Origin of the sequence: Camelimonas lactis, assembly GCF_004342915.1 — a bacterium.
GTDB lineage: Bacteria > Pseudomonadota > Alphaproteobacteria > Rhizobiales > Beijerinckiaceae > Camelimonas > Camelimonas lactis.
Map to the genome: position 1 here is coordinate 302,391 of NZ_SLWL01000003.1, position 20,420 is coordinate 322,810.

Here is a 20,420-nt window from a genome sequence, read left to right on the forward strand (position 1 = left end):
AATGACCATGCCAACAAATCAAAATACTGGCGCCCCGGCCCCCGGCGGCGCCGCCGGAGGGAGCGTCGTCCTGTCCGCAAAGGGACTGACCAAGGAGTTCAAGGGCTTCGTGGCGGTCAAGGACGTCGACCTGTCGGTGCGCGAAGGTTCGATCCACGCCCTGATCGGACCGAACGGCGCCGGCAAGACCACCTGCTTCAATCTGCTGACGAAATTTCTGCAGCCGACGCGCGGCGTGATCACCTATCGCGGCCAGGACATCACCGGTCTGGCCCCGGCGGAGATCGCCCGTCTCGGCGTGGTGCGTTCGTTCCAGATTTCGGCGGTGTTCCCGAGCCTGTCCGTGCTGGAGAACGTGCGCATCGCCCTGCAGCGTCCCCAGCATCTTGCGACGCAGTTCTGGAAACCGGAAACCGCCCTTTCCGTGCTGGATGACCGCGCCGCCGGCCTGATCCGCTCGGTGGGTCTCGACGCGTTCATCAATCACACGGCGGGCGAGTTGCCCTATGGCCGCAAGCGCGCCCTGGAGCTGGCCGCCACCCTGGCGCTGGAGCCGGACGTGATGCTGCTCGATGAGCCCATGGCCGGCATGGCCCATGAGGACATCGGCCATATCGCTGATCTGATCCGCCAGGCGGCCCAGGGCCGCACCGTCATCATGGTCGAGCATAACCTCCACGTGGTGGAGGACCTGTGCGATGCGGTGACCGTGCTGCAGCGCGGCGAAATTCTCGCCGAGGGCGATTACCAGACCGTCAGCCAGGACCCGCGCGTCCGCGAAGCATACATGGGGTCCGAACATGACTGAGCCATTGCTGCAGGTGAAGGGCCTCCAGGCCTGGTACGGCGAAAGCCATGTGCTGCATGGCGTCGATCTCCAGGTCCACCGGGGCGAGACGGTGACGCTGCTCGGCCGCAACGGCGCCGGCAAGACCACCACCCTCAAGTCGATCATGGGCGTGCTGCGCAAGCGCCAGGGCGAGATCCGCCTCAACGGCAAGGACCTGATGGGCCTGCCGCTGCACCAGATCGCCTACGCGGGCCTCGGCTTCGTGCCCGAGGAGCGCGGCATCTTCTCCGGGCTGAGCGTCCACGAGAACCTGATGCTGCCGCCGAAGGTCGCCGATGGCGGCTTTACCCTGGACGAGATTTACCACCTGTTCCCCAATCTGGCGGAGCGGCGCAACAGCCAGGGCACCAAACTTTCCGGCGGCGAGCAGCAGATGCTGGCCATCGCGCGCATCCTGCGCACCGGCGCCAATATCCTGCTGCTGGACGAGCCGACCGAAGGACTCGCGCCGGTGATCGTGCAGCGCATTGGCGACGTCATTCGCGCCCTCAAGGCGAAGGGCATGACCATCCTCCTCGTTGAGCAGAATTTCCGTTTTGCCCGCAAGGTGGCTGACCGCTTCTACGTGATGGAAGACGGCCACATGATCGATACGTTCACTGCGGACGAACTCGAGGGCCGGATGGACAGCCTCAACGAAACCCTCGGTCTGTAAGGCGCTTCCGCATGGTCACCGTCTTTGGAATCTCATTGCCGGCCCTGATGGGGCAGCTCCTCATCGGGCTTATCAACGGCTCCTTCTACGCCATGCTGAGCCTTGGCCTCGCGGTCATTTTCGGCATGCTGCGCGTCATCAACTTCGCGCATGGCGCGCAATACATGCTGGGCGCGTTCTTCGCCTGGTTCCTGCTGCGCTACGCCGGCATCGGCTTCTGGCCGGCGCTGGTGCTGGCGCCGCTTGGCGTCGCCCTTGTCGGCGTGGTCATCGAGAAGGTGCTGCTGTCGCGCATCTACAATCTCGATCACCTCTATGGCCTGCTGCTCACCTTCGGCCTCGCCCTGGTGATCGAAGGGCTGTTCCGCCACTGGTACGGCACCTCCGGCCAGCCCTATTCGATCCCCTCGACCTTCCAGGGCGCGTTCAACCTCGGCTTCATGATCCTGCCGAAGTACCGCGCTTTCGTGATTGTCGCGTCGGTTATCGTCTGCCTGACGACCTGGCTGCTGATCGAGAAGACCAAGTTCGGCGCCTATCTGCGCGCCGCCACGGAAAACCCGACCCTGGTGCAGGCGTTTGGCGTCAACGTGCCGCGGCTGCTGACCCTGACCTACGCCATTGGCGCCGGTCTCGCCGGGCTTGCCGGCGTGCTCGCCGCTCCGGTTTACCAGGTCAGCCCGCTGATGGGGCAGAACATCGTCATCATCGTCTTCGCGGTGGTGGTGATCGGCGGCATGGGCTCGATCATGGGCGCGGTCGTCACCGGTTATGTGTTGGGTCTTGTCGAGGGTCTGACCAAGGTTTTCTATCCGGAAGCATCGAGCACGGTCATCTTCGTCATTATGGTGCTGGTGCTGCTCGTGCGCCCGGCCGGCCTGTTCGGGAAGGAATGAATCATGGCTACAAAAGCCGCCTCGCCGAACGTCGCTAACGTGACCGCCGGCCACAGGACGTCGTCGCGCACCATTGCGCTGATGATCATCGGCCTCGCGCTGATTCTCGTCGCGCCGTTCCTGATCTACCCCGTCTTCGTCATGAAGGTGTTGTGCTTCGCCCTGTTCGCGGCGGCGTTCAACCTGCTTCTTGGCTACGTGGGCCTGCTCTCCTTCGGTCACGCCGCCTTCTTCGGCGGCGCGGCCTACATCACCGCCCACGCCATCAAGCAGTGGGGTTATCCGCCAGAGCTGGCGATCCTGCTCGGCACCGGCTTCGCCGCCGTGATGGGCGTGGTTTTCGGCTACGTGGCGATCAAGCGCCAGGGCATCTACTTCGCCATGATCACCATGGCGCTGGCGCAGATGTTCTACTTCTTCTGCCTGCAGGCTCCGTTCACCGGCGGTGAGGACGGCATCCAGGGCGTGCCGCGCGGCAAGCTGTTCGGCTTCATCGACCTGTCGAACTCGCTGAACATGTATTACTTCGTGGCGGCGGTGTTCATCATCGGCTTCCTGTTCATCTGGCGGGTGGTGCATTCGCCCTTCGGCTCGATCCTGAAGGCGATCCGCGAGAACGAGCAGCGCGCGGTTTCCCTGGGCTATCGCGTCAACCGGTACAAACTGGGCGCCTTCGTCATCTCGGCGGCGCTGGCGGGCCTCGCCGGCTCGGTGAAAGCCATCGTCTTCCAGCTCGCCTCGCTGACCGACGTGGGTTTCCAGATGTCCGGCGAAGTCGTGCTGATGACCCTGCTTGGCGGCATCGGCACCCTGATGGGCCCGGTGGTCGGCGCCGTGCTGGTGGTCAGCCTCGAAAACTATCTGGCGACCTCCTCCCTGCCGGTTCCCGTGGTCATCGGCTCGATCTTCGTGATCTGCGTGCTGCTGTTCCGCCGCGGCATCGTTGGCGAGTTCAACGCCTGGATGGACCGCAAGCGCGGCTGACAGCGCCGGTCAACCTGACCTGAGACAAGGAAAGCCCGGCGGCGACGCCGGGCTTTTTCTGTGCGGCCCCCAATGTGCGGCCCCCAATGTGCGGCGCCCAAAGTCAGGCGCGGATCCGGGATGTTGGTCCAGACGCACACGTCCATTTGCGCGGTTGCAAGACGCATATCCTTTTATCCTGGCGTGGGCATGCGCATATGCCGGCCAGACGATACGCGACCGGCGCGCCGGGTTCGCACGACGGGGGGACCCGGACCTTCCGGGCGCCCGACAGGAGATGCGCCATGACCTTCAACGGCATCCACCATGTCACCGCGTTTGCCGGCGACGCCGCCCGCAATCGCAGCTTCTACGCCGATGTTCTGGGCCTGCGGCTGGTGAAGCGGACCGTCAATTTCGACGACCCGGGAACCTGGCACCTGTATTTCGGCGACAACGCCGGCGCGCCTGGCTCGCTGATCACGTTCTTTCCGTGGCCCCACGCAACCAAAGGTCGGGCCGGCGTCGGCGATGTCCTGCGCACGACCTTTCGCGTTCCCGCCGGATCGATTGGATTTTGGGCGCACCGCTTTCTTGAGAAGGGCGTGCGTCATGACGGCGTCGCCCGCAGGTTCGGCGACAGCGTCATCGATTTCGAGGACCCGGACGGAACCCTGCTGTCGCTCGTCGCTTTCGGCGATGCGCCGGCCCCCGCCGGCGAAGCCGACGCGGCAGGCGAGGCCATTCCGCCGGCTCACGCCATCACCGGGATCGACGGCGTGACCTTGTTGCTGCGCGAAGCCGGACCCACGGCCGCCATCCTGACGTCGGTATTCGGCTTCCAGGAAAGCGGCCGCGAGGGCGCCGTCACCCGGCTTGCGCTGGGCGACGGGGCGGGCCGTTCGGTGGTTGACCTGCATGTGGCCGGCAATTTCCCCGGCGGTCACCTGGGGCGCGGCAGCGTCCATCACGTGGCCTTCCGGGCGGCGGACGACGCCGGACAGGCGGAACTGGCGGCCCGGCTGGTCCGCGATCACGGCCTCAGGCCAACGGAACAGCGTGACCGGCAGTACTTCCGCTCGATCTACTTCCGCGAGCCGGGCGGCGTGCTGTTCGAGATCGCCACGGACGATCCCGGCTTCGCCGTCGATGAGCCGCAAGCCCATCTGGGCGAGCAGCTGAAGCTGCCGCCGCAGTACGAGGCGCATCGCGCGCAGATCGAAGCGGCGCTGCCGCCGCTCGAAGACTGAGCGTGCAAAAACAGGCTGTCGCCGCCCGTGCAGGGCGGCGACAGCGGAAGGGAGACAGGCCATGGCTGGCGCCGTCAATACAGATTTCGTTCACCGCTTCGAACCCGGCGCGCCCCAGAACGGGCGGCCACTGCTGTTGCTGCATGGCACGGGCGGCGATGAAAATGACCTTGTGCCGCTGGGCCGCCTGCTGGCGCCGGACGCGCCGTTGCTGTCCGTGCGCGGCAAGGTGCTGGAAGGCGGCGCGCGCCGCTTCTTCCGTCGCTTCGCTGAGGGAATGCTGGACGAGGACGATCTGCGATTCCGGGCCGACGAGCTGGCGGATTTTATCGCGGCGGCGCGGGATCGCCATGGTCTGGCGGCTCCGGTGGCGCTGGGGTTCTCCAATGGCGCCAACATCGCGGCGGCCATGCTGCTGCGCCGGCCTGGCGTGCTTGCCGGCGCGGCGCTGTTCCGCGCCATGGCGCCGTTCACCGGGTCGGCTTTCGCGCCCGGCGAGGTGGCCCGGACGCCGGCGACGCATGGCGGCCCGGTCCAGGCCCTGGTGGTGTCCGGCGCCATGGACCCCATGGTCACGCCCGACAACCGCCAGCGACTGCTGCGTGATCTGCGCGCCGCTGGCGTGGACGTGCGGGACGAAACGGTGCTGGCCGGCCATGGCCTGGTCAAGGCTGATCTCGACATCGCCGGGCCGTGGCTGGCGGAGGCGCTGAAAACCTGACGTTCAGACGGGCGGTGGCGGCAGGCGCGCCACGCCGCCCCGGCGGAAGGCCATCGGCGTCTGCGCCCAGGGGATGATTCCGTCCGGCGTCCGGGCATAGAGCAGGGCGGCCTCGACAATGGCGTCGACGTCGCCCGCCAGTGTCAGATCACCGATGATATGGCTCCATTTGCCCGGCGCCTGCAGGGCAATGGTGCAGGGGCGGTTGCAGACGGCGAAGCACTGGACGCCGCGCACGGTGACGCTGCCGCCAGCCAGGCGTTGCGCCAGCGCCGCCAGCAGCGCCCGGCCCGGCTCGATATAGCCAGGGGCTTCATGGGTGCGTTGCCGGCAGGTGACGCAGACGGAAAGGCTGGCGCTGCCAGCCGGCGTGGGGGGCTGCGACGGAATCATGCATCTGGTTTGCGTCAGCCGCGGCCGCCGCACAAGGGGCTGGCGCGCTCCGTCGCGGCTGGAGCGATGAGGACGCCAGACACGTCGGCGGCGGCCAGAAATTTCCGAAAATTGGTTAGTTTCGTAAGCAACTGTAAGTTGCCGCACCGCAACAGACTGGCGTTGTCTGCGGGGTTCCTGATATTTGCTATAATTTTCAATATTTTCATACAATGAACGGAAAAAATAATTTGTATGAATAGAGCGCAATCTCTGCCAACACTCTGCCTTGATGATGCGACGGGTTTGTGACGCACGCTTGAACAGACGTTGATTGAAATAACTCAACGTCATGCAGGGCATTGATGTGGCCTGTTTCACGCAAGCACGCGTCCCGCCGCACAACAGTCAGGGTCCAGAAGTATGACGATGATGGTTTGCAGGGCGCTTTTGCTTGGCGGCGCCGCCGGATTTTTTGCTGTCGCCGGCGCGCAGGCGGCGGATCTTCCCATGTCGAAGTCCGCGCCGGTTGAATATGTGAAGGTTTGCGCCACGCATGGCGTCGGCTTCTTCTACATTCCAGGCACGGACACCTGCATCCGCGTCGGCGGCCGCGCCCGGCTGGATTACGAATTCGCCCAGTACCGTAGCGTCGCGGCGCAGGACAAGTCGAACTTCATCGCGGCTGGCCGCATCCAGCTCGACGCCCGCACCTCCACCCAGTGGGGCACGCTGCGCACCTTCGTCCGTTTCGACATCGCCAGCCGCACCGGCCAGCAGCATGGCGCTTCCGGCACCCTGCGCAACAACGGCCCTGCGGCCTTCAACGCCACGGGCGTCGACACCTACAACCGCGCTTACAAATATGTTGAGGTCGACAAGGCGTTTATCCAGTTCGCTGGTCTGACCGCCGGCCGTTCGTCGTCGTTCTACGATTTCTACGCGGCCGACATCAGCCTCACGGGCATCGACATGGCGTCGAATGTCGGTTCGACCAACCTGCTCGCCTACACGGTCAAATTCGGCAACGGCTTCAGCGCCACCCTGTCGATGGAAGATCCGACCTTCCGCCGCAACCCGCTGTTCTTCGGCGCGGCCAACGCCAATGGCGTGGTCGTTTCGCCGGCGGTGGGCCTCAATGGCGGCGTGGCGAGCGCCGGCCTGTGCAACAATGGCACGGCCGTGGGCTGCACGTTCGGCGCGCCGGTCTTCACCTATGACGCCTCCGGTCAGCGGGTTGGCTACACCTACCTCGACATTTCCCAGCGCCTGAACGCGCCCGATTTCGTCGGCAACCTGCGTGTTGACCAGGGGTGGGGCTCGGCCCAGCTGTCGGTCGCCGCGCACCAGCTGTCTGTCGGCAACTTCTCCGGCGGCGCGCCCACCGGCGGCCTTGCCCAGCGCGCCGACGCCAAATGGGGTTATGCTGTCCAGGGCGGCGTCAAGTTCAACCTGCCGTTCCTTGCCCCGGGCGACGCCCTGTGGCTGCAGGCCGCCTATGCCAAAGGCGCCATGTCCTACACCGGTCTGGATAACCCGACCGGCCGCGACAGCGCCAACGCGGCCGGCGTGGATGGCGGCTCCCGTTTCACCGCCAACAAGGTTGACGGCTACGTTGACCCGGCCACCGGCAATATCAAGCTGACGGAAAGCTGGTCTGTCACCGGCGCCTTCCTGCACTACTGGGCTCCGCAATGGCGCTCGGGCTTCGTGGCCTCCTACGCCCAGCTGCTGTTCCCGTCCGGCGCCCGCCTGAATGGTCCGATGGGCAACCTGAACACCGGAACCGGCGTCTACAGCGCCGCCCTGCGCGACTACGGCCAGTTCGTCGGCTCCGCCAATCTGGTCTGGTCGCCAGTGAAGGACCTCGATATCGGCGTGGAGGTGCTCTACGAGCGCATCGATATCCGCAAGGGCCGCGTCTACGACCTGAACAAGTACGGCAACCTGACCGGCAAGACCACGACCTACGACGACAACTGGGTTTCGCGCGTGCGCGTCGAGCGCACGTTCTGATCCAGGCTGGCCGCGCCGGCGCCTCCCGCCCCGGCTGCCGGCGCACGCCCTGGCGGCGCGGTTTCCGCCGCGTTGTGTTGCCTGACGCCCCAAGCCCCCGGCTTTTCGCCGGGGGTTTTTGCTGTCCGGGCCCGCTGCGTCCTCCCGACCGCCATTCTTTTCGGCCAGCCGGCGACAAACGGGACTGACGCCGCGCCGGATATCTGGTCAGATGCGGCGCCGGTCCACGACAGGGGCGGCGATCAGACGGCGCCCGCAAGAGGCGCCCGTATTGCGGAGGAATGGATGCCTCATTTCGGCGACTTTCAGAACGAGATCTATTTCGGCGGCCTGCATGGGCATATCCCGAAATTCCCCATGTGTTATCGCGATCTGGAGGCGCGCGCCGCACAGGCCATGGCGCCCGGGGTGCTGTCCTATGTGGCCGGCGGCTGCGGCGATGAGCGCACCCAGGACCTGAACGCCGAAGCCTTCAACCATTGGGGCGTCATCCCGCGCATGTTCGTCGGCGCGGTGAAGCGCGACCTCTCCGTCAACCTGTTCGGCATGCAGCTGCCTTCGCCGCTGTTCCTGGCGCCGGTCGGCGTCATCGGCATCTGCGATCAGGACGGCCATGGCGACATCGCCACGGCGAAAGCCGCGGCGCAGAGCAAGGTGACCATGGTCAGCTCGACGCTGATGCAGGATCCCATGGAGCGCGTGGCGCAGGAGTTCGGCGACACGCCCAATTTCTTCCAGCTGTACACGCCCACCAATCGCGATCTCGCCGCCAGCCTCGTCTCCCGCGCCGAGGCGGCGGGTTACAAGGCGATCGTCGTCACCCTCGACACCTGGGTCACCGGCTGGCGGCCGCGTGATCTCACCACCTCGAATTTCCCCCAGCTGCGCGGTCTGTGCCTGGCCAATTATTTTTCCGATCCGGTGTTCCGCAAGCTGCTGGCCAGGCCGGTCGAGGAAGATCCGGTCGCCGCCGTGCAGATGTTCGGCCGTGTCTTCGGCAACCCGCTGACGTGGGAGGATCTGCCGTGGCTGCGCTCGCTGACAAAGCTGCCGCTGATCTTCAAGGGCATCTGCCATCCCGACGACGCCCGCCGCGCCATCGATGGCGGCGCCGACGGCATTTACTGCTCCAACCACGGCGGCCGGCAGGCCAATGGCGGCATCGCCGCCATCGACATGCTGCCGGCTGTGGTGAAGGCCTCGGGCAATACGCCGGTGCTGTTCGACTCCGGCGTGCGCAGCGGCTCGGACGTGGCCAAGGCGCTGGCGCTCGGCGCGGCGGCCGTCGGCATTGGCCGGCCCTACGCCTATGGCCTGGCCATTGGCGGCGCGGCTGGCGTTTCCCACGTCATCCGCTGCATCTTGGCCGAAGCCGATCTGTTGATGGCGGTGAATGGCTTCCCCACCATCGCCGATTTGCGCGGCGCGGCGATCCCGGCGCCGCCCTGGAGCCGGGTTCCCACCTGAGAAAGCGCTTCGGCTCCCCATGAAGGGGAAATCCGTCTCCTGAAACAGCCGGAGCGGCGAACGGCCGGGCCTCACCCGGCCGCATCAGCCACCACCGGCTCCGGCGCGGTCAGGATGGCAAGGCAGGCCATCACCACATCGGCGACCGCGTGGGGATCGCGCCACATGTGCTGCGGCGGCGGCGCGCCGGCCAGCGCCGTCTCGCGCAGCGACAGCATGGCGCCGAGGCTGACCTCGATGAACACCAGCCGCCGGTTGCGCAGGCGCTCGTCCATGCCCGGCGTCAGCCGCCGCAGCAGATCGAGGCAACGCAGATAGCCGGAATTGAGATCGCCCGCCAGCGACGCCATGAACAGCCGCCGGTGCGTCATCGACAGCAGGGTGATGAAGCGCATGTAGCTGCCGGCGCCGTCGTTGGGGTCACCCGGGATGAACGACGGCAGCACCAGCGCCTGCATCGCGTCGTGCAGGGTCGGCCCGCCCGGCTTGCGCTCCAGCCTGTCCAGCGTGGCGTTGCGCGCCTCGTTGATGACGCGCGCCCCTTCCGCCACCAGTTCGCGCACCAGTTCTTCCTTCGAGCCGAAATAATAGGTGAGCGAGCCATGATTCTTCTGCCCCGAGGCGGCGACGATCTCGCGCACGGTCACGCCGTCGACGCCGTGGCGGGCGAACAGGTCGCGCGCCGCCTGCTTGATCGCTTCGCGGGCGCCTTGCCGCGCCGTTTCTGACGCATGGTCCTGTTTTTCCGCCATCTTGACGACTGCCCCTGCTCGCGTTTAGGTCATCTGGATAAAATATTTGACGTCGTCTGTCGTTACGTCAAAAGTCACATACGGACAGGGACCGGTCTGCAACATCGGTCCCAACGGGGAGTGAACACGTGAACGGGTTCGATTTTTCAGGACGCAACGTGCTGGTCGTCGGCGGCTCCAGCGGCATCGGTAACGGCATCGCCCAACAGTTTCGGGCGCATGGCGCCAACGTGCATGTCTGGGGCACCCGCGCCAGCGCCGCCGATTACGCGAAGGAAGACGGCTCCGACCTCGACGGCCTCGGTTACACAAAGGTCGACGTTTCCGACCAGGCGGCGGTGGACGCAGCCCCGGCGCCATTCCCCAGGCTCGACGTGCTGGTGCTGTGCCAGGGCATTGTCGCCTACAAGCGCGCCGAGTTCGAGCGTGACGGCTGGGATCGCGTAATGGGCGTCAATATCGACAGCGTCATGGATTGCGCCCGCAAGTTCCGCCAGACGCTGGCAGAAAACACCGGCAGCCTGATCATCGTCAGCTCGGTCTCCGGCCAGCGCGCCAATATCGGCAACCCGGCCTACGCGGCGTCCAAGGCGGCGGCCATCAGCCTCACCAAAACGCTCGGCGCCGCCTGGGCGCCAGAGGGCATTCGCGTCAACGGCATCGCCCCTGGCCTGGTCGACACCAAGCTGACCCACGTCACCACGCGCAATCCGAAGCGCCTGGAAGCGTCGCTGGCCAAAATTCCCGCCGGTCGCATGGGCCAGCCGGAGGATATGGCCGGCGCCGCCCTGTTCCTGGCTTCGCCCTATGCGTCCTATGTCTGCGGTCAGACGCTCACCGTCGATGGCGGTCTGACGCTTTATTGAGCCGGCTTGTTTAATGCGGATGGAAGCGGGCCTCGCCTTGTGCGACGCCTGCATCCGGCCGGAACAACCGGCGCGCAGGGGAGGATGAAACGTGGAACACGGCGTTGATCTGGCGGCGCTCGCCGGATGGATGGACAGTCAGGGTCTTGGCTCCGGCCCCCTGACGGATGTGACCAGCCTGAGCGGCGGCACCCAGAACATTCTGTTGCGCTTCAATCGTGACGGCAGGGCGTATGTGCTGCGCCGGCCGCCGCTGCACCTGCGCGGCAATTCCAACAAGACCATGCAGCGCGAGGCGCGCATGCTGGCGGCGCTCGCCGACAGCGACGTGCCGCATCCGCGTTTCATCGCCGCCTGCGCCGACGACAGCGTGCTGGGAGCGTTTTTCTACCTGATGCAGCCGATCGAGGGGTTCAACGCCACCACCGGCCTGCCGCCCTACCACGCCGGCTCGGAGGCGGTGCGCCGCCGCATGGGCTTCTCCATGGTCGAGGCCGTGGCCAAGCTCGGCGCGCTCGACTACCGCGCCCTTGGCCTGGAGGATTTCGGCAAGGTCGACAATTATCTGGAGCGCCAGGTCGACCGCTGGCGCTCGCAGCTGGAAAGCTATCGCGAACACGCCGGCTGGCCGGGGCCGGAATGCCTGCCCGGCGTCGACCGGGTGGCGGCGTGGCTCGCCGCCAATGTGCCGCCGGTTTTCGAGCCAGGCATTATCCATGGCGACTATCACCTGGCCAATGTCATGTTCCGCAACGACAGCCCGGAAATGGCGGCGATTGTCGACTGGGAGCTGACCACCATCGGTGATCCGTTGCTCGACCTCGGCTGGATGATGGCCACCTGGTCCGAAACCGAAACGCCGCGCCCGGACGATATCGCCGTGCAGCCGTGGACCGGCTTTCCGACCATTCCGGAGCTGGTCGAACACTACGGCAAGCATTCGCGCCGCGACCTCACGCACATCAAATGGTATGGCGTGCTGGCCTGCTACAAGCTGGCGCTGATTATCGAAGGCACCCACGCCCGCGCCTGCGCCGGCAAGGCCCCGAAGGAAACCGGCGACAAGCTGCACGCCCACGCCGTCAGCCTGCTCGCCCGCGCCCTGCGCTGGATCGACGGGGAATGAGCGATTGGCGCCATGGCGGGATGCATCCCCCATGGCGCGCGCTCTGCCCCTTTCATTCCCGCCACGTCAGCCCCCGCGTGGCGCGGGCATTCAGGTCTGCGCGCCCCAAATCCTACGCAGGCATTGCGAACGCTACTTCCGGGGAATGCCGGAACAGGTCCGGCCATGACGTATCCGGCTGGCAAAGCGGAATGCAAATACGCCTGCCGGGCAGCGCCGGTTGAAGCGCCGCCCGAATGTTTTAATCCGCGAATTCCGCCCGTAGCGCCGGCCCCTGTTCATCGACCTCCGGCACCCGGGCGCCGACGGGCGAGGCGCCGTCATGCAGCGCGCCGGGACCGAGCAGCGTCACGCGGCCTTTCGGCGTCTCCACCTCCACGAAGCGCGCCTGGGCGTGGCTGGCCAGATCGTCGAGGCCATTGATGCGGCCCCAGGCGATGCGCGCCGCCTCCAGCCGATCGGAAACCTCCTCGCGCGGCAGCTTGCCGAACACGGCGTTGATCGCCGCGTCCAGCGCCGGACGGTTGTGCACGCGGGCTGTATTGTCCACAAAGCGCGGATCATCGGCCAGTTCCGGCAGGCCGAGCACATCGTCACACAGCTTGCGCCATTCACGCTCGTTCTGGATGGAGAACAGGATTTCCTTGCCGCCGGCGCAGGGATAGGCGCCATAAGGCGCGATGGTGGGGTGGTTGAGCCCCATGCGCTTCACATCGGCGCCGCCCATGACGAATTGCAGATAGGGCACGTTCATCCAGTCGGCGAGGGCGTGGAACAGCGAGACAGCGATGTGCCGGCCCTTGCCGGTGCGATAGCGGCCGATCAACGCCTGCAGGATCGCCTGATGCGCGGTCATGCCGGCGGCGATGTCGCAGACCGAGACGCCGACGCGGCCGGAGCCTTCCGGCGTGCCGGTAATGGCGGCGAGCCCGGTTTCGCCCTGCACCAGCAGGTCGTAAGCCTTGAGGTCCTTCAACGGACCATCTTCGCCATAACCGGAGATGGAGCAGGTGATGAGGCGCGGATTGGCCGCGCGCAGCTCCGCCATGTCGAGGCCGAGGCTCGCCAGCACACCCGGCGCGGCGTTCTGGATGAACACGTCCGCCTGCAGCGCCATGCGCCGGATCAGGGCGATGTCGCCCGCATCGCGCAGATCGACGGCGATCGATTCCTTGCCCCGGTTCAGCCAGACGAAATAGCTGCTGAGGCCGTTGACGTGCCGGTCGTAGCGGCGGGCGAAGTCGCCCTCGCGCCGCTCGATCTTGATGACCCGCGCCCCCGCGTCGGCAAGCCGTGAGGAGGCGTAGGGCGCGGCGACCGCCTGCTCGACCGACACCACCAGCAGCCCGTCCAGATCGCCCATTGCCGCGCCCTTCCTGTCATCGTCGGCGTTCGCCGGCGCGTCGCCGTATCTGGCGCGCATCTGGCACGCCAGGGCGGCTGCGTCAAAGGTCCGGCCGCTACTGTGGCGCCCCGGGCACGCGTGACGGACCTGTCGCAAACGGCTGGAGTCCTTGTGTACAAAGGCTCACAATTGTCACACTCCAGCTCAGGGAATATGATTATAAGCGCATCGCCTGTAACGCGCGCAGGGGCGCGCGGCTGGGTGAGGGGCATATGATGCGATCAAGAGGCGCGTCTGCATGAGCAACGACTGGCGCGAGGGCCGGCCCGCCGCGGGGGGCAATCCGCTTCTCAACCGTTTTGCCCCGATGGCGGCCGCGGCCATGCTGTATCCGGCCCGGCGCGCGGGCAATGGCGCGTTGAAGCTGATTCCCGGCCATGTTCCGCTGCCCGATTTCGTGGCCGACCTCGGCGGTATTTCGCCGGTGCTGGGTCGTATAGGTTCGCTCGAGGTGCGGCTCGCCACCACGCGCAAGCAGATCAAACAGGCGCAGCGCCTGCGCTATCGCGTGTTTTATGAAGAAATGTCGGCGGTCCCCAATCCCGCCGCCCGACTGGCCCGGCGCGACATGGATGGTTTCGACGCCATCTGCGACCATCTGCTGGTGATCGACAATGGCGAGGCTGGCGGCGTCGAAAAGCGCAAGCCGAAGGTGGTCGGCACCTACCGCCTGTTGCGTCAGGAGGTGGCGGAGCGCCATGCCGGCTTCTACACCGCCAGCGAATTCGACATCGCGCCGCTGCTGGCCCGCCATCGCGGCAAGCGCTTCCTGGAACTGGGTCGCTCCTGCGTGCTGAAGGAATATCGCACCAAGCGCACGGTGGAGCTGCTGTGGCAGGGCATCTGGAACTATGTGCGGCATCACCGCATCGACGCCATGTTCGGCTGCGCCAGCCTTGAGGGCGTTGATGCTGAAAAGCTGGCCCTGCCGCTGAGCTTTCTTTACCATTTCGCCGCGCCGCCCGGGGACTGGGCCGTGCAGGCGTTGCCGTCCTGCCGCGTCGACATGAACCGCATGGCCAAGGAGGCGGTGGACCCGAAAAAAGCGCTGCACGCCCTGCCGCCGCTGATCAAGGGCTACCTGCGCCTCGGCGCTTCCTTCGGCGGGGAGGCCGTGGTCGACCGCCAGTTCGGCACCACCGACGTGCTGGTGCTGCTGCCGGTGTCCGTCATCAGCAAGCGCTACGTCAATCATTTCGCCGGCGGCGGCGAGGTCTGAGGGCCGGATCCGTCAGAGGGCGCCGTCAGCGCCCTTCGCCGGCGGCGGCCAGCGCCGACAGACCCTCGCGATAGCTCGGATAGGCCAGCGTCACGCCCAGTTCCTCGCGCATGCGGCGGTTGGAGACGCGCTTGTTCCCGCTCCAGAAGCTGCGCGCCATGGGCGTCAGCTCGGCGTCCTCGAAGGCGATGGCCGGCGGCGGCGCGACGCCAAGCAGCTCCGCCGCGTACTCAACCGGCAGTTGCGGCGCGCAGGGCTCGCTGTCGGTGACGTTCCAGACGCGTTGCTCCACCTGCGCCCGGTTGAAGGCGGCGTCGATCGCCGCGGCGATGTCGTCCACGTGGATGCGGTTGAACACCTGCCCCGCGCGAATCAGCCGGTGCGCCACGCCGTCGCGGATCTTCACCAGCTGGTTGCGGCCCGGCCCGTAAATGCCGGCCAGGCGCAGGACGTGCACGGATTTGCCGGTGGCGCGTCCCAGCTCCAGCCATTGCTGCTCCACCGTGACGCGCGCACGGTTGCGGGCGCTGCCCGGTCGCAGTTCGGCGTCTTCCTCGATCACCGCGCCCTGATGGTCGCCGTAAACACCGACCGTGGAGAGATAAACGATGTGCGTCAGCCCGGTTGCGCCGGCGATGAGGTCACCGAAATGGCGCAGGGTCGGGTCGCCGGCCTGGTCTGGCCGGGCGGACACCAGCAGATGGCTGGCGCGGCTGAGCGCGGCGGCGATCGCCGGATCGGGCGTGGTTGTCGCGGAGCCGTCAAACGCGTGCAGCGTCAGGCGGGGCGTCGCCGTGTCTGTTGCAGCGTCCCGCAACTGCCGGCGGGTGGCGGTGATGCGTTGGTAACCGGCGCCATGGCGGCTGACATAACCCTGCGCCGAAAATCCCAGCCCAAACACAAACAGTTCTGACATTACGCCTGCTCCGGTTCCGATATCTGCGCGGGGAAACCAGCCGCAGCCTCCCATTCGGCCAGAACCTCCGGGTCGCGTTCGGCGGCGTTCTGACGCCGCAACTTGCCAAGACTGTCCGCGTCCAGCAACTGGCCGAGGGCCCAGACCGTCGCGCCGCGCACCAGCGCCGATGGATCATCGAGCAACCGCGCCGCCGGCTCCGCCAGCCTGGCGTCGCCGGAGTTGCCCGTGGCGATCAGAACATTGCGCAAAAACCGGTCGCGCCCGGTGCGTTTCACCGGCGTGCCGGCAAACCGGCTTCTGAACGTCGCGTCGTCGAGCGTCAGCAGTTCAGCCAGCGCCGGCCGGTCGTTCTCCGCGCGCGCCGCCAGCTTCGCGTCGTGGCCGACCCTGGCGAACTTGTTCCAGGGACAGACGGCCAGGCAGTCGTCGCAACCGAAAATCCGGTTGCCGATCGCCTTGCGGAAAGCGTGCGGAACCGGTCCCGCGTGTTCGATGGTGAGGTAGGAGATGCAGCGCCGTGAATCGAGCTGATACGGCGCCGGAAACGCCTGGGTGGGGCAGACGTCCAGGCAGGCGCGGCATGAGCCGCAACTCGGCTGGCCAGGCGGGTCCGGCGGCAATTCGGCGGTGGTGAGAATAACGCCGAGGAACAGCCAGTTGCCCAGGGTGCGCGACACCAGCACGCTGTGCTTGCCCTGCCAGCCGACGCCGGCGCGGGCGGCCAGCGGTTTTTCCATCAGCGGCGCCGTATCGACGAACACCTTGACGTCGGCGCCGCCGCGCGAGGCGAGGAAACCGGCGACCTGTTTCAGCCGCCCCTTGATGATCTCGTGATAGTCGCGGCCCTGGGCGTAGACCGAGATCAGCCCGCGATCCCGGGCAGCCAGATGGTCGAGCGGGTTGTGGTCGGGACCGTAATTGAGGCCGAGCACCAGGGCGGAGCGCGCTTCCGGCCACATCGCCTGTGGACTGGCGCGCCGTTCGGCGCCTTCGCGCATCCACTCCATGTCGCCATGATAGCCGGCGTCGAGCCAGGCCATCAGCCGCGCGCCGGTTTCGGGCAGGGCGGCCGCCGGGGCGACGCGGGCCACGTCAAACCCCTCAGCCCGGGCGCGCGCCACCACCGCCTCGCGCAGCGCCGCCCCCTTCAGCGCCGCCCCCTCCAGCGTCTCTGGGCGTGCTGTCTTGCCATGGCCGGCGGACCGTTGCCGGCGGCTGTCAGGTGGGGAGGCGTCGCGCATGCTCATTCCGTCCGCCGGTCGGCCGCCACATCGCCAGCCGCGCAGGTCCTTCTCAGACGTTCAGCCGCGCATAGGTCGTCGCCGGCGCCATGCCAGGCACCAGGTCCTGCAACAGGGTGCGGAACGACGGGCGCGACTTGATGCGACCATACCACGCCGCCGCCGCCTCGTCCTCGCTCCACGGCACGTCGCCAAGGTAATCGACGCAGGACAGGTGCGCCGCCGCCGCCAGATCGGCGCTGGTGAGGCGCGCGCCGGCGAGAAACGGCGCGTCGCGTAGCAGAAAGCCAATGTAGCGCAGGTGATAGCGCACGTTGGCGCGCGCCGCGCGCACGCCGTTCATGTCCGGCGGGCCGCCGCCCAGTTCCGTCGCCATGAAGCGCTTGTAGATCTTCTCGGTGCACAGATAGGTGGTGACTTCCGCGAAGAATTTTTCGTTGAACCAGGCGGTGAGGCGCCGGGCCTCTGCGCGCTCTGCAATGCCGCCAGGCAACAGACGCCGGTCCGGGTGGCGCGCGCCCAGCAATTCGTCGACATATTCGTTGATGACGGCGGCGCCGGAAAGCACCAGAGGCGCGGCGCCGGCCGGAGCGGCGCCTTCCGCGTCGCTGTCGGGATGCAGCGCCCCATCGGCCGCCAGCACTGGCGTGTCGCCAGCCGGGTTGAGCATCAGGAACTCCTGACGTCGCTCCCACGGCCGCACTTCGACCAGTTCCGGCGCGACGTCGAACTCGCCCAGCACCAGGCGGACGAAGCGGGAATGCGGACAGAAGGCGTGATGGTGCAGGGTGGCCATCAGGGGCAGATCCACTCAGGCGTCAGGCGGCGGCCGGACCAGGATTTCTCGGGAAGGGCTCCCGTATAGTGAGGAGCGCATCTGGCGACAATCATTGTCTTTTGCGCCGCTTCGGCCGTTCCTGTGATGAGTGGGGGCATTAACCGTCCATTCAGTGATGGGGAGATACCTGCTTGGGCCTTTCGGCGTTGGGGCGCGGCCCCTGCTGTCAACGGCCGCCGACGTTCTGGCGCCATGATTCGACCTGTATCACTGCGGAATGTGGCGACCATCCGGCGTGGCCGCCGCAATTGGCCCTGGGGCAAGGCCGCTCCGCGCTGGCGCCGCGCGGCGGGGCCGGCGCAATACGTGAAAAAACAACGGCATGGAGCCGGTCCGGCGCTGTCCGGGCCAGATGTGAATCACAAGCAATTGTTGACCGTCGTGCGGAAACCATGGCGGCGGCGGACAGTCTGGAGCAATACGAATGGGCATCATCGAGGCGTTCCAGGCTGCGGTTCTGGGGCTTGTCGAAGGGCTGACCGAATTCCTGCCGGTGTCGTCGACCGGCCATCTGTTGCTGCTGGGCCATTTCCTTGGCTTCAAATCCACGGGCCAGACCTTTGAGGTGCTGGTGCAGCTTGGCGCCATCCTCGCCATCGTCTCGGTCTATTTCGGCCGCATCGTCTTCCTGCTCCGCACCTTGCGCACGCGCCCCGAGACGCAGCGTTTCGTCATTGGCGTGCTGGTGGGTTTCCTGCCGGCGGCGGTGCTCGGCGCCTTGTTGCACGGCTTCATCAAGGGCGTGCTGTTCAACCCGTGGGTTGTCTGCGTGGCGCTGATCATTGGCGGTCTGGTGCTGCTGGTCGTGGATGGGCTGAAGCTGGAGCCGCGCTACGACGACGCCGAAACCTTCCCGCTGCGCACCTATCTGGCCATCGGCTGCGCCCAATGCCTCGCCATGATTCCGGGCGTGTCCCGCTCCGGCGCCACCATCGTCAGCGCCATGTTCCTCGGCGCCACCAAGCGGGCGGCGGCGGAGTTCTCGTTCTGGCTGGCCATGCCGACCATGGCTGGCGCCTTCGCCTGGGACCTGCTGAAAAACTACAAACTGCTGACCTTTAACGACGGCGGCCTGATCGTCATCGGCTTTACCATGGCGTTCATCTCCGGCCTGTTTGTCGTGCGCAGTCTGCTTGGCTACGTCTCGCGCCACGGCTTCGCCCTGTTCGGCTGGTGGCGCCTGGTCGTCGGCGCCGCCGGCCTTGCCGGCCTGATCGTGTTTGGCTGAGACAGCGGAAGCGGACCGACCCGATTTATCCCGGCGTGCTTTTGGGCTCATACCGGCACAGATCAGCGATCAGGCAGCGCCAGCACTCGGGTTTGCGCGCCTTGCAGACATAGCGCCCGTGCAGGATCAGCCAGTGGTGGGCGTGCAGCAGGTACTGCTCCGGGATCACGCGCAGCAGGCCCTGTTCCACCTCCAGCGGCGTGCGGCCTGGCGCCAGTGGAATCCGGTTCGACACCCGGAACAGATGGGTGTCGACGGCGATGGTGGGCTGGCCGAAGAAAATGTTCAGCACCACGTTGGCTGTCTTGCGTCCCACGCCAGGCAGGGCTTCCAGCGCCTCGCGATCCGCCGGGACTTCGCCGCCGTGACGGTCGATCAGCAGTTGTGAAAGAGCGATGACATTGCGCGCCTTGGCGCGGAACAGGCCGATGGTCTTGATGTGGTCGCGCACCACGTCCTCGCCGAGCGCCAGCATTTTCTGCGGCGTGTCGGCCACAGCGAACAGCCCGCGCGTCGCCCGGTTGACGCCGACGTCCGTCGCCTGGGCCGACAGCACCACCGCCACCAGCAGGGTGTAGGCGTTCACATATTCCAGCTCGCCCTGCGGCTCCGGGTCCACCTTGTGGAAGCGGGCGAAAATTTCGGTGATTTCCGCCGGCGGCAGCAGCTGCAGCGCCGCAGGTTTGCGGGCGCTCCGGCCTGGGGCCTTGCCGGCTTTTTTTCCGGCCGGCTTTTTCGCCGGCGTCGCGTTCGCGGAAGAAGCGGATTTGCGGACAGTCATGAGGGGGTTATGGTGAAAGCCATCATGACAGGCAATCCACATGACGTTCAGCCAGCGCTGCCGTTGGCGCCGCCTGATGACGCGATGGAGCCGGCGCGCTGGCCCGATCCGGCGGAGCGGGATGAATTCCGCGTGCTGATCACGCCGCACCGTTCGCTGGGCGCGCGTGGCTTCCGGCTGGTCATGGCCCTGGTTCTGGTGTGCAGCGTCATCGCCAGCCTGCCGTTCGTCATCATGGGCGCCTGGCCTGTCGCCGGCTTTTTCGGCCTCGATGTGCTGGCGCTTTACGTGGCCTTCCGCCTCAGCTTCGCGCACGCGGCGGCGTTTGAGGAGATCGTTGTCACCAGCGTCACCCTGATGCTGCGCAAGGTGTCGCATACGGGCGAGCAGGCGGAGTGGCGCTTCAATCCCCTGTGGACCAGCCTGCTGCGGGAGAACGACGAGGAGTTCGGTCTGCTGCGGCTCAGCCTCGCCTCGCGCGGCCAGGTGGTGCCGGTAGGCGAGGCGCTGTCGGCGGCGGAGCGGGAGAGTTTCGCCGCGGCCCTGTCGGCGGCGCTGGGCGCGGCCCGCCGCGGCGAACTGCGCTACTGAGCCCTTATCCGCCTGATCCACCGGCGGTCGGTGAGCGGCGAACGCCATGCGGGCTGCCTTGGCCCAGCGCTTTTGCGCCAGTCATTCGCCTGACCTGCGGACGGCCGGGGTTTTGCCGGCTGCGTCCTCTTGCGCGTCGACGCAGGGCTCGCCAAGTGAGCCTCAGGCAAGCGAGCCCAGGCAAGTGAGCTTCAGGCAAGTGAGCCTCAGGTCAGCGCTGGCGTCGTTGCATGAACCGTCACCGTGTAGAAGCAGCCGGCGACA

The 20,420-nt window shown here is 66.7% G+C and carries 20 protein-coding genes; 13 read left to right on the forward strand and 7 right to left on the reverse strand.

The window, feature by feature from the left end; all coding sequences use genetic code 11:
- Nucleotide 1 precedes the first annotated feature (1 nt).
- From EV666_RS05865 to EV666_RS05890, 6 genes are all read left to right on the forward strand, one after another.
- On the forward strand, nt 2-808 hold the full coding sequence (locus tag EV666_RS05865) for an ABC transporter ATP-binding protein (protein WP_376884853.1): 807 nt from the start codon (nt 2-4) through the stop codon (nt 806-808).
- On the forward strand, nt 801-1,505 hold the full coding sequence (locus tag EV666_RS05870) for an ABC transporter ATP-binding protein (RefSeq protein WP_132004472.1): 705 nt from the start codon (nt 801-803) through the stop codon (nt 1,503-1,505). The genes EV666_RS05865 and EV666_RS05870 overlap by 8 nt, the downstream gene beginning before the upstream one ends.
- 11 nt (nt 1,506-1,516) lie before the next feature.
- The gene (locus EV666_RS05875; protein ID WP_132004475.1) at nt 1,517-2,401 is read left to right on the forward strand and encodes a branched-chain amino acid ABC transporter permease; all 885 of its coding nucleotides are present in this window, start codon (nt 1,517-1,519) and stop codon (nt 2,399-2,401) included.
- Between the two features lie 81 nt (nt 2,402-2,482).
- A complete protein-coding gene (locus EV666_RS05880; protein WP_245514255.1) occupies nt 2,483-3,385 on the forward strand; it encodes a branched-chain amino acid ABC transporter permease in 903 nt (300 codons plus the stop codon).
- Between the two features lie 284 nt (nt 3,386-3,669).
- Nucleotides 3,670-4,614, forward strand: a complete 945-nt coding sequence (locus EV666_RS05885; protein WP_132004481.1) for a ring-cleaving dioxygenase — start codon at nt 3,670-3,672, stop codon at nt 4,612-4,614.
- A 61-nt stretch (nt 4,615-4,675) separates the two neighbouring features.
- Complete coding sequence (locus tag EV666_RS05890; RefSeq protein ID WP_132004484.1) at nt 4,676-5,335, forward strand: alpha/beta hydrolase; 660 nt, start codon at nt 4,676-4,678, stop codon at nt 5,333-5,335.
- Between the two features lie 3 nt (nt 5,336-5,338).
- On the opposite strand, the gene EV666_RS18175 is transcribed toward EV666_RS05890, so the two are convergent.
- Entirely contained in the window at nt 5,339-5,728 is a 390-nt protein-coding gene (locus EV666_RS18175) for a DUF1636 family protein (RefSeq protein WP_165909906.1), read from the reverse strand.
- A 489-nt stretch (nt 5,729-6,217) separates the two neighbouring features.
- Between EV666_RS18175 and EV666_RS05900 the strand changes: the two genes are divergently transcribed.
- Entirely contained in the window at nt 6,218-7,723 is a 1,506-nt protein-coding gene (locus tag EV666_RS05900; protein ID WP_245514238.1) for a porin, read from the forward strand.
- A gap of 285 nt (nt 7,724-8,008) precedes the next feature.
- Nucleotides 8,009-9,190: an alpha-hydroxy-acid oxidizing protein gene (locus tag EV666_RS05905; RefSeq protein ID WP_132004490.1), complete on the forward strand. Its 1,182-nt coding sequence runs from the start codon at nt 8,009-8,011 to the stop codon at nt 9,188-9,190.
- A gap of 71 nt (nt 9,191-9,261) precedes the next feature.
- Here EV666_RS05905 and EV666_RS05910 read toward each other — a convergent pair whose 3' ends face one another.
- Nucleotides 9,262-9,942, reverse strand: a complete 681-nt coding sequence (locus EV666_RS05910) for a TetR/AcrR family transcriptional regulator (RefSeq protein ID WP_132004493.1) — start codon at nt 9,940-9,942, stop codon at nt 9,262-9,264.
- A gap of 128 nt (nt 9,943-10,070) precedes the next feature.
- On the opposite strand from EV666_RS05910, the gene EV666_RS05915 reads away from it, so the two are divergent.
- Both EV666_RS05915 and EV666_RS05920 read left to right on the forward strand, forming a co-directional pair.
- On the forward strand, nt 10,071-10,808 hold the full coding sequence (locus EV666_RS05915) for an SDR family NAD(P)-dependent oxidoreductase (RefSeq protein ID WP_132004496.1): 738 nt from the start codon (nt 10,071-10,073) through the stop codon (nt 10,806-10,808).
- A gap of 91 nt (nt 10,809-10,899) precedes the next feature.
- Nucleotides 10,900-11,934, forward strand: coding sequence for a phosphotransferase family protein (locus EV666_RS05920; RefSeq protein ID WP_132004499.1), 1,035 nt, complete (start codon nt 10,900-10,902; stop codon nt 11,932-11,934).
- Nucleotides 11,935-12,175: 241 nt separating this feature from the next.
- On the opposite strand, the gene EV666_RS05925 is transcribed toward EV666_RS05920, so the two are convergent.
- Complete coding sequence (locus EV666_RS05925; protein ID WP_342635651.1) at nt 12,176-13,357, reverse strand: CaiB/BaiF CoA transferase family protein; 1,182 nt, start codon at nt 13,355-13,357, stop codon at nt 12,176-12,178.
- A gap of 220 nt (nt 13,358-13,577) precedes the next feature.
- Here EV666_RS05925 and olsB point away from each other — a divergent pair, with 220 nt between their 5' ends.
- Nucleotides 13,578-14,558 (forward strand): l-ornithine N(alpha)-acyltransferase, encoded by a 981-nt coding sequence (gene olsB / locus EV666_RS05930; protein WP_132004502.1) that lies wholly within the window; start codon nt 13,578-13,580, stop codon nt 14,556-14,558.
- Nucleotides 14,559-14,583: 25 nt separating this feature from the next.
- On the opposite strand, the gene EV666_RS05935 is transcribed toward olsB, so the two are convergent.
- The 3 genes from EV666_RS05935 to EV666_RS05945 are packed head-to-tail and all read right to left on the reverse strand — an operon-like array spanning nt 14,584 to nt 17,514.
- Nucleotides 14,584-15,474 carry an NAD-dependent epimerase/dehydratase family protein gene (locus tag EV666_RS05935; RefSeq protein WP_132004505.1) on the reverse strand — a complete coding sequence of 297 codons (891 nt, stop codon included), beginning with the start codon at nt 15,472-15,474 and terminating at the stop codon, nt 14,584-14,586.
- The gene (gene queG, locus EV666_RS05940; RefSeq protein WP_245514239.1) at nt 15,474-16,724 is read right to left on the reverse strand and encodes a tRNA epoxyqueuosine(34) reductase QueG; all 1,251 of its coding nucleotides are present in this window, start codon (nt 16,722-16,724) and stop codon (nt 15,474-15,476) included. Before queG ends, EV666_RS05935 begins: the two co-directional genes overlap by 1 nt.
- A gap of 46 nt (nt 16,725-16,770) precedes the next feature.
- Entirely contained in the window at nt 16,771-17,514 is a 744-nt protein-coding gene (locus tag EV666_RS05945) for a glutathione S-transferase family protein (protein ID WP_132004508.1), read from the reverse strand.
- Nucleotides 17,515-17,980: 466 nt separating this feature from the next.
- Here EV666_RS05945 and EV666_RS05950 point away from each other — a divergent pair, with 466 nt between their 5' ends.
- Nucleotides 17,981-18,784 carry an undecaprenyl-diphosphate phosphatase gene (locus EV666_RS05950; RefSeq protein ID WP_132004511.1) on the forward strand — a complete coding sequence of 268 codons (804 nt, stop codon included), beginning with the start codon at nt 17,981-17,983 and terminating at the stop codon, nt 18,782-18,784.
- Nucleotides 18,785-18,809: 25 nt separating this feature from the next.
- Here EV666_RS05950 and nth read toward each other — a convergent pair whose 3' ends face one another.
- Nucleotides 18,810-19,565: an endonuclease III gene (gene nth, locus EV666_RS05955; protein ID WP_132004514.1), complete on the reverse strand. Its 756-nt coding sequence runs from the start codon at nt 19,563-19,565 to the stop codon at nt 18,810-18,812.
- Nucleotides 19,566-19,589: 24 nt separating this feature from the next.
- Between nth and EV666_RS05960 the strand changes: the two genes are divergently transcribed.
- Entirely contained in the window at nt 19,590-20,156 is a 567-nt protein-coding gene (locus tag EV666_RS05960; protein WP_245514240.1) for a DUF2244 domain-containing protein, read from the forward strand.
- Nucleotides 20,157-20,420: the final 264 nt, after the last annotated feature.

Bases quoted from the DNA above. Each gene is read 5' to 3' on its own strand.
- olsB (WP_132004502.1), top strand. From the start codon at position 13,578: ATGAGCAACGACTGGCGCGAGGGCCGGCCCGCCGCGGGGGGCAATCCG.
- EV666_RS05875 (WP_132004475.1), top strand. From the start codon at position 1,517: ATGGTCACCGTCTTTGGAATCTCATTGCCGGCCCTGATGGGGCAGCTC.
- EV666_RS05960 (WP_245514240.1), top strand. From the start codon at position 19,590: ATGACAGGCAATCCACATGACGTTCAGCCAGCGCTGCCGTTGGCGCCG.
- queG (WP_245514239.1), bottom strand. From the start codon at position 16,724: ATGAGCATGCGCGACGCCTCCCCACCTGACAGCCGCCGGCAACGGTCC.
- EV666_RS05935 (WP_132004505.1), bottom strand. From the start codon at position 15,474: ATGTCAGAACTGTTTGTGTTTGGGCTGGGATTTTCGGCGCAGGGTTAT.
- EV666_RS05885 (WP_132004481.1), top strand. From the start codon at position 3,670: ATGACCTTCAACGGCATCCACCATGTCACCGCGTTTGCCGGCGACGCC.
- EV666_RS05945 (WP_132004508.1), bottom strand. From the start codon at position 17,514: ATGGCCACCCTGCACCATCACGCCTTCTGTCCGCATTCCCGCTTCGTC.
- EV666_RS05925 (WP_342635651.1), bottom strand. From the start codon at position 13,357: ATGCGCGCCAGATACGGCGACGCGCCGGCGAACGCCGACGATGACAGG.
- EV666_RS05890 (WP_132004484.1), top strand. From the start codon at position 4,676: ATGGCTGGCGCCGTCAATACAGATTTCGTTCACCGCTTCGAACCCGGC.
- EV666_RS05870 (WP_132004472.1), top strand. From the start codon at position 801: ATGACTGAGCCATTGCTGCAGGTGAAGGGCCTCCAGGCCTGGTACGGC.
- EV666_RS05905 (WP_132004490.1), top strand. From the start codon at position 8,009: ATGCCTCATTTCGGCGACTTTCAGAACGAGATCTATTTCGGCGGCCTG.
- EV666_RS18175 (WP_165909906.1), bottom strand. From the start codon at position 5,728: ATGATTCCGTCGCAGCCCCCCACGCCGGCTGGCAGCGCCAGCCTTTCC.
- nth (WP_132004514.1), bottom strand. From the start codon at position 19,565: ATGACTGTCCGCAAATCCGCTTCTTCCGCGAACGCGACGCCGGCGAAA.
- EV666_RS05865 (WP_376884853.1), top strand. From the start codon at position 2: ATGACCATGCCAACAAATCAAAATACTGGCGCCCCGGCCCCCGGCGGC.
- EV666_RS05880 (WP_245514255.1), top strand. From the start codon at position 2,483: ATGATCATCGGCCTCGCGCTGATTCTCGTCGCGCCGTTCCTGATCTAC.
- EV666_RS05910 (WP_132004493.1), bottom strand. From the start codon at position 9,942: ATGGCGGAAAAACAGGACCATGCGTCAGAAACGGCGCGGCAAGGCGCC.
- EV666_RS05900 (WP_245514238.1), top strand. From the start codon at position 6,218: ATGTCGAAGTCCGCGCCGGTTGAATATGTGAAGGTTTGCGCCACGCAT.
- EV666_RS05950 (WP_132004511.1), top strand. From the start codon at position 17,981: ATGGGCATCATCGAGGCGTTCCAGGCTGCGGTTCTGGGGCTTGTCGAA.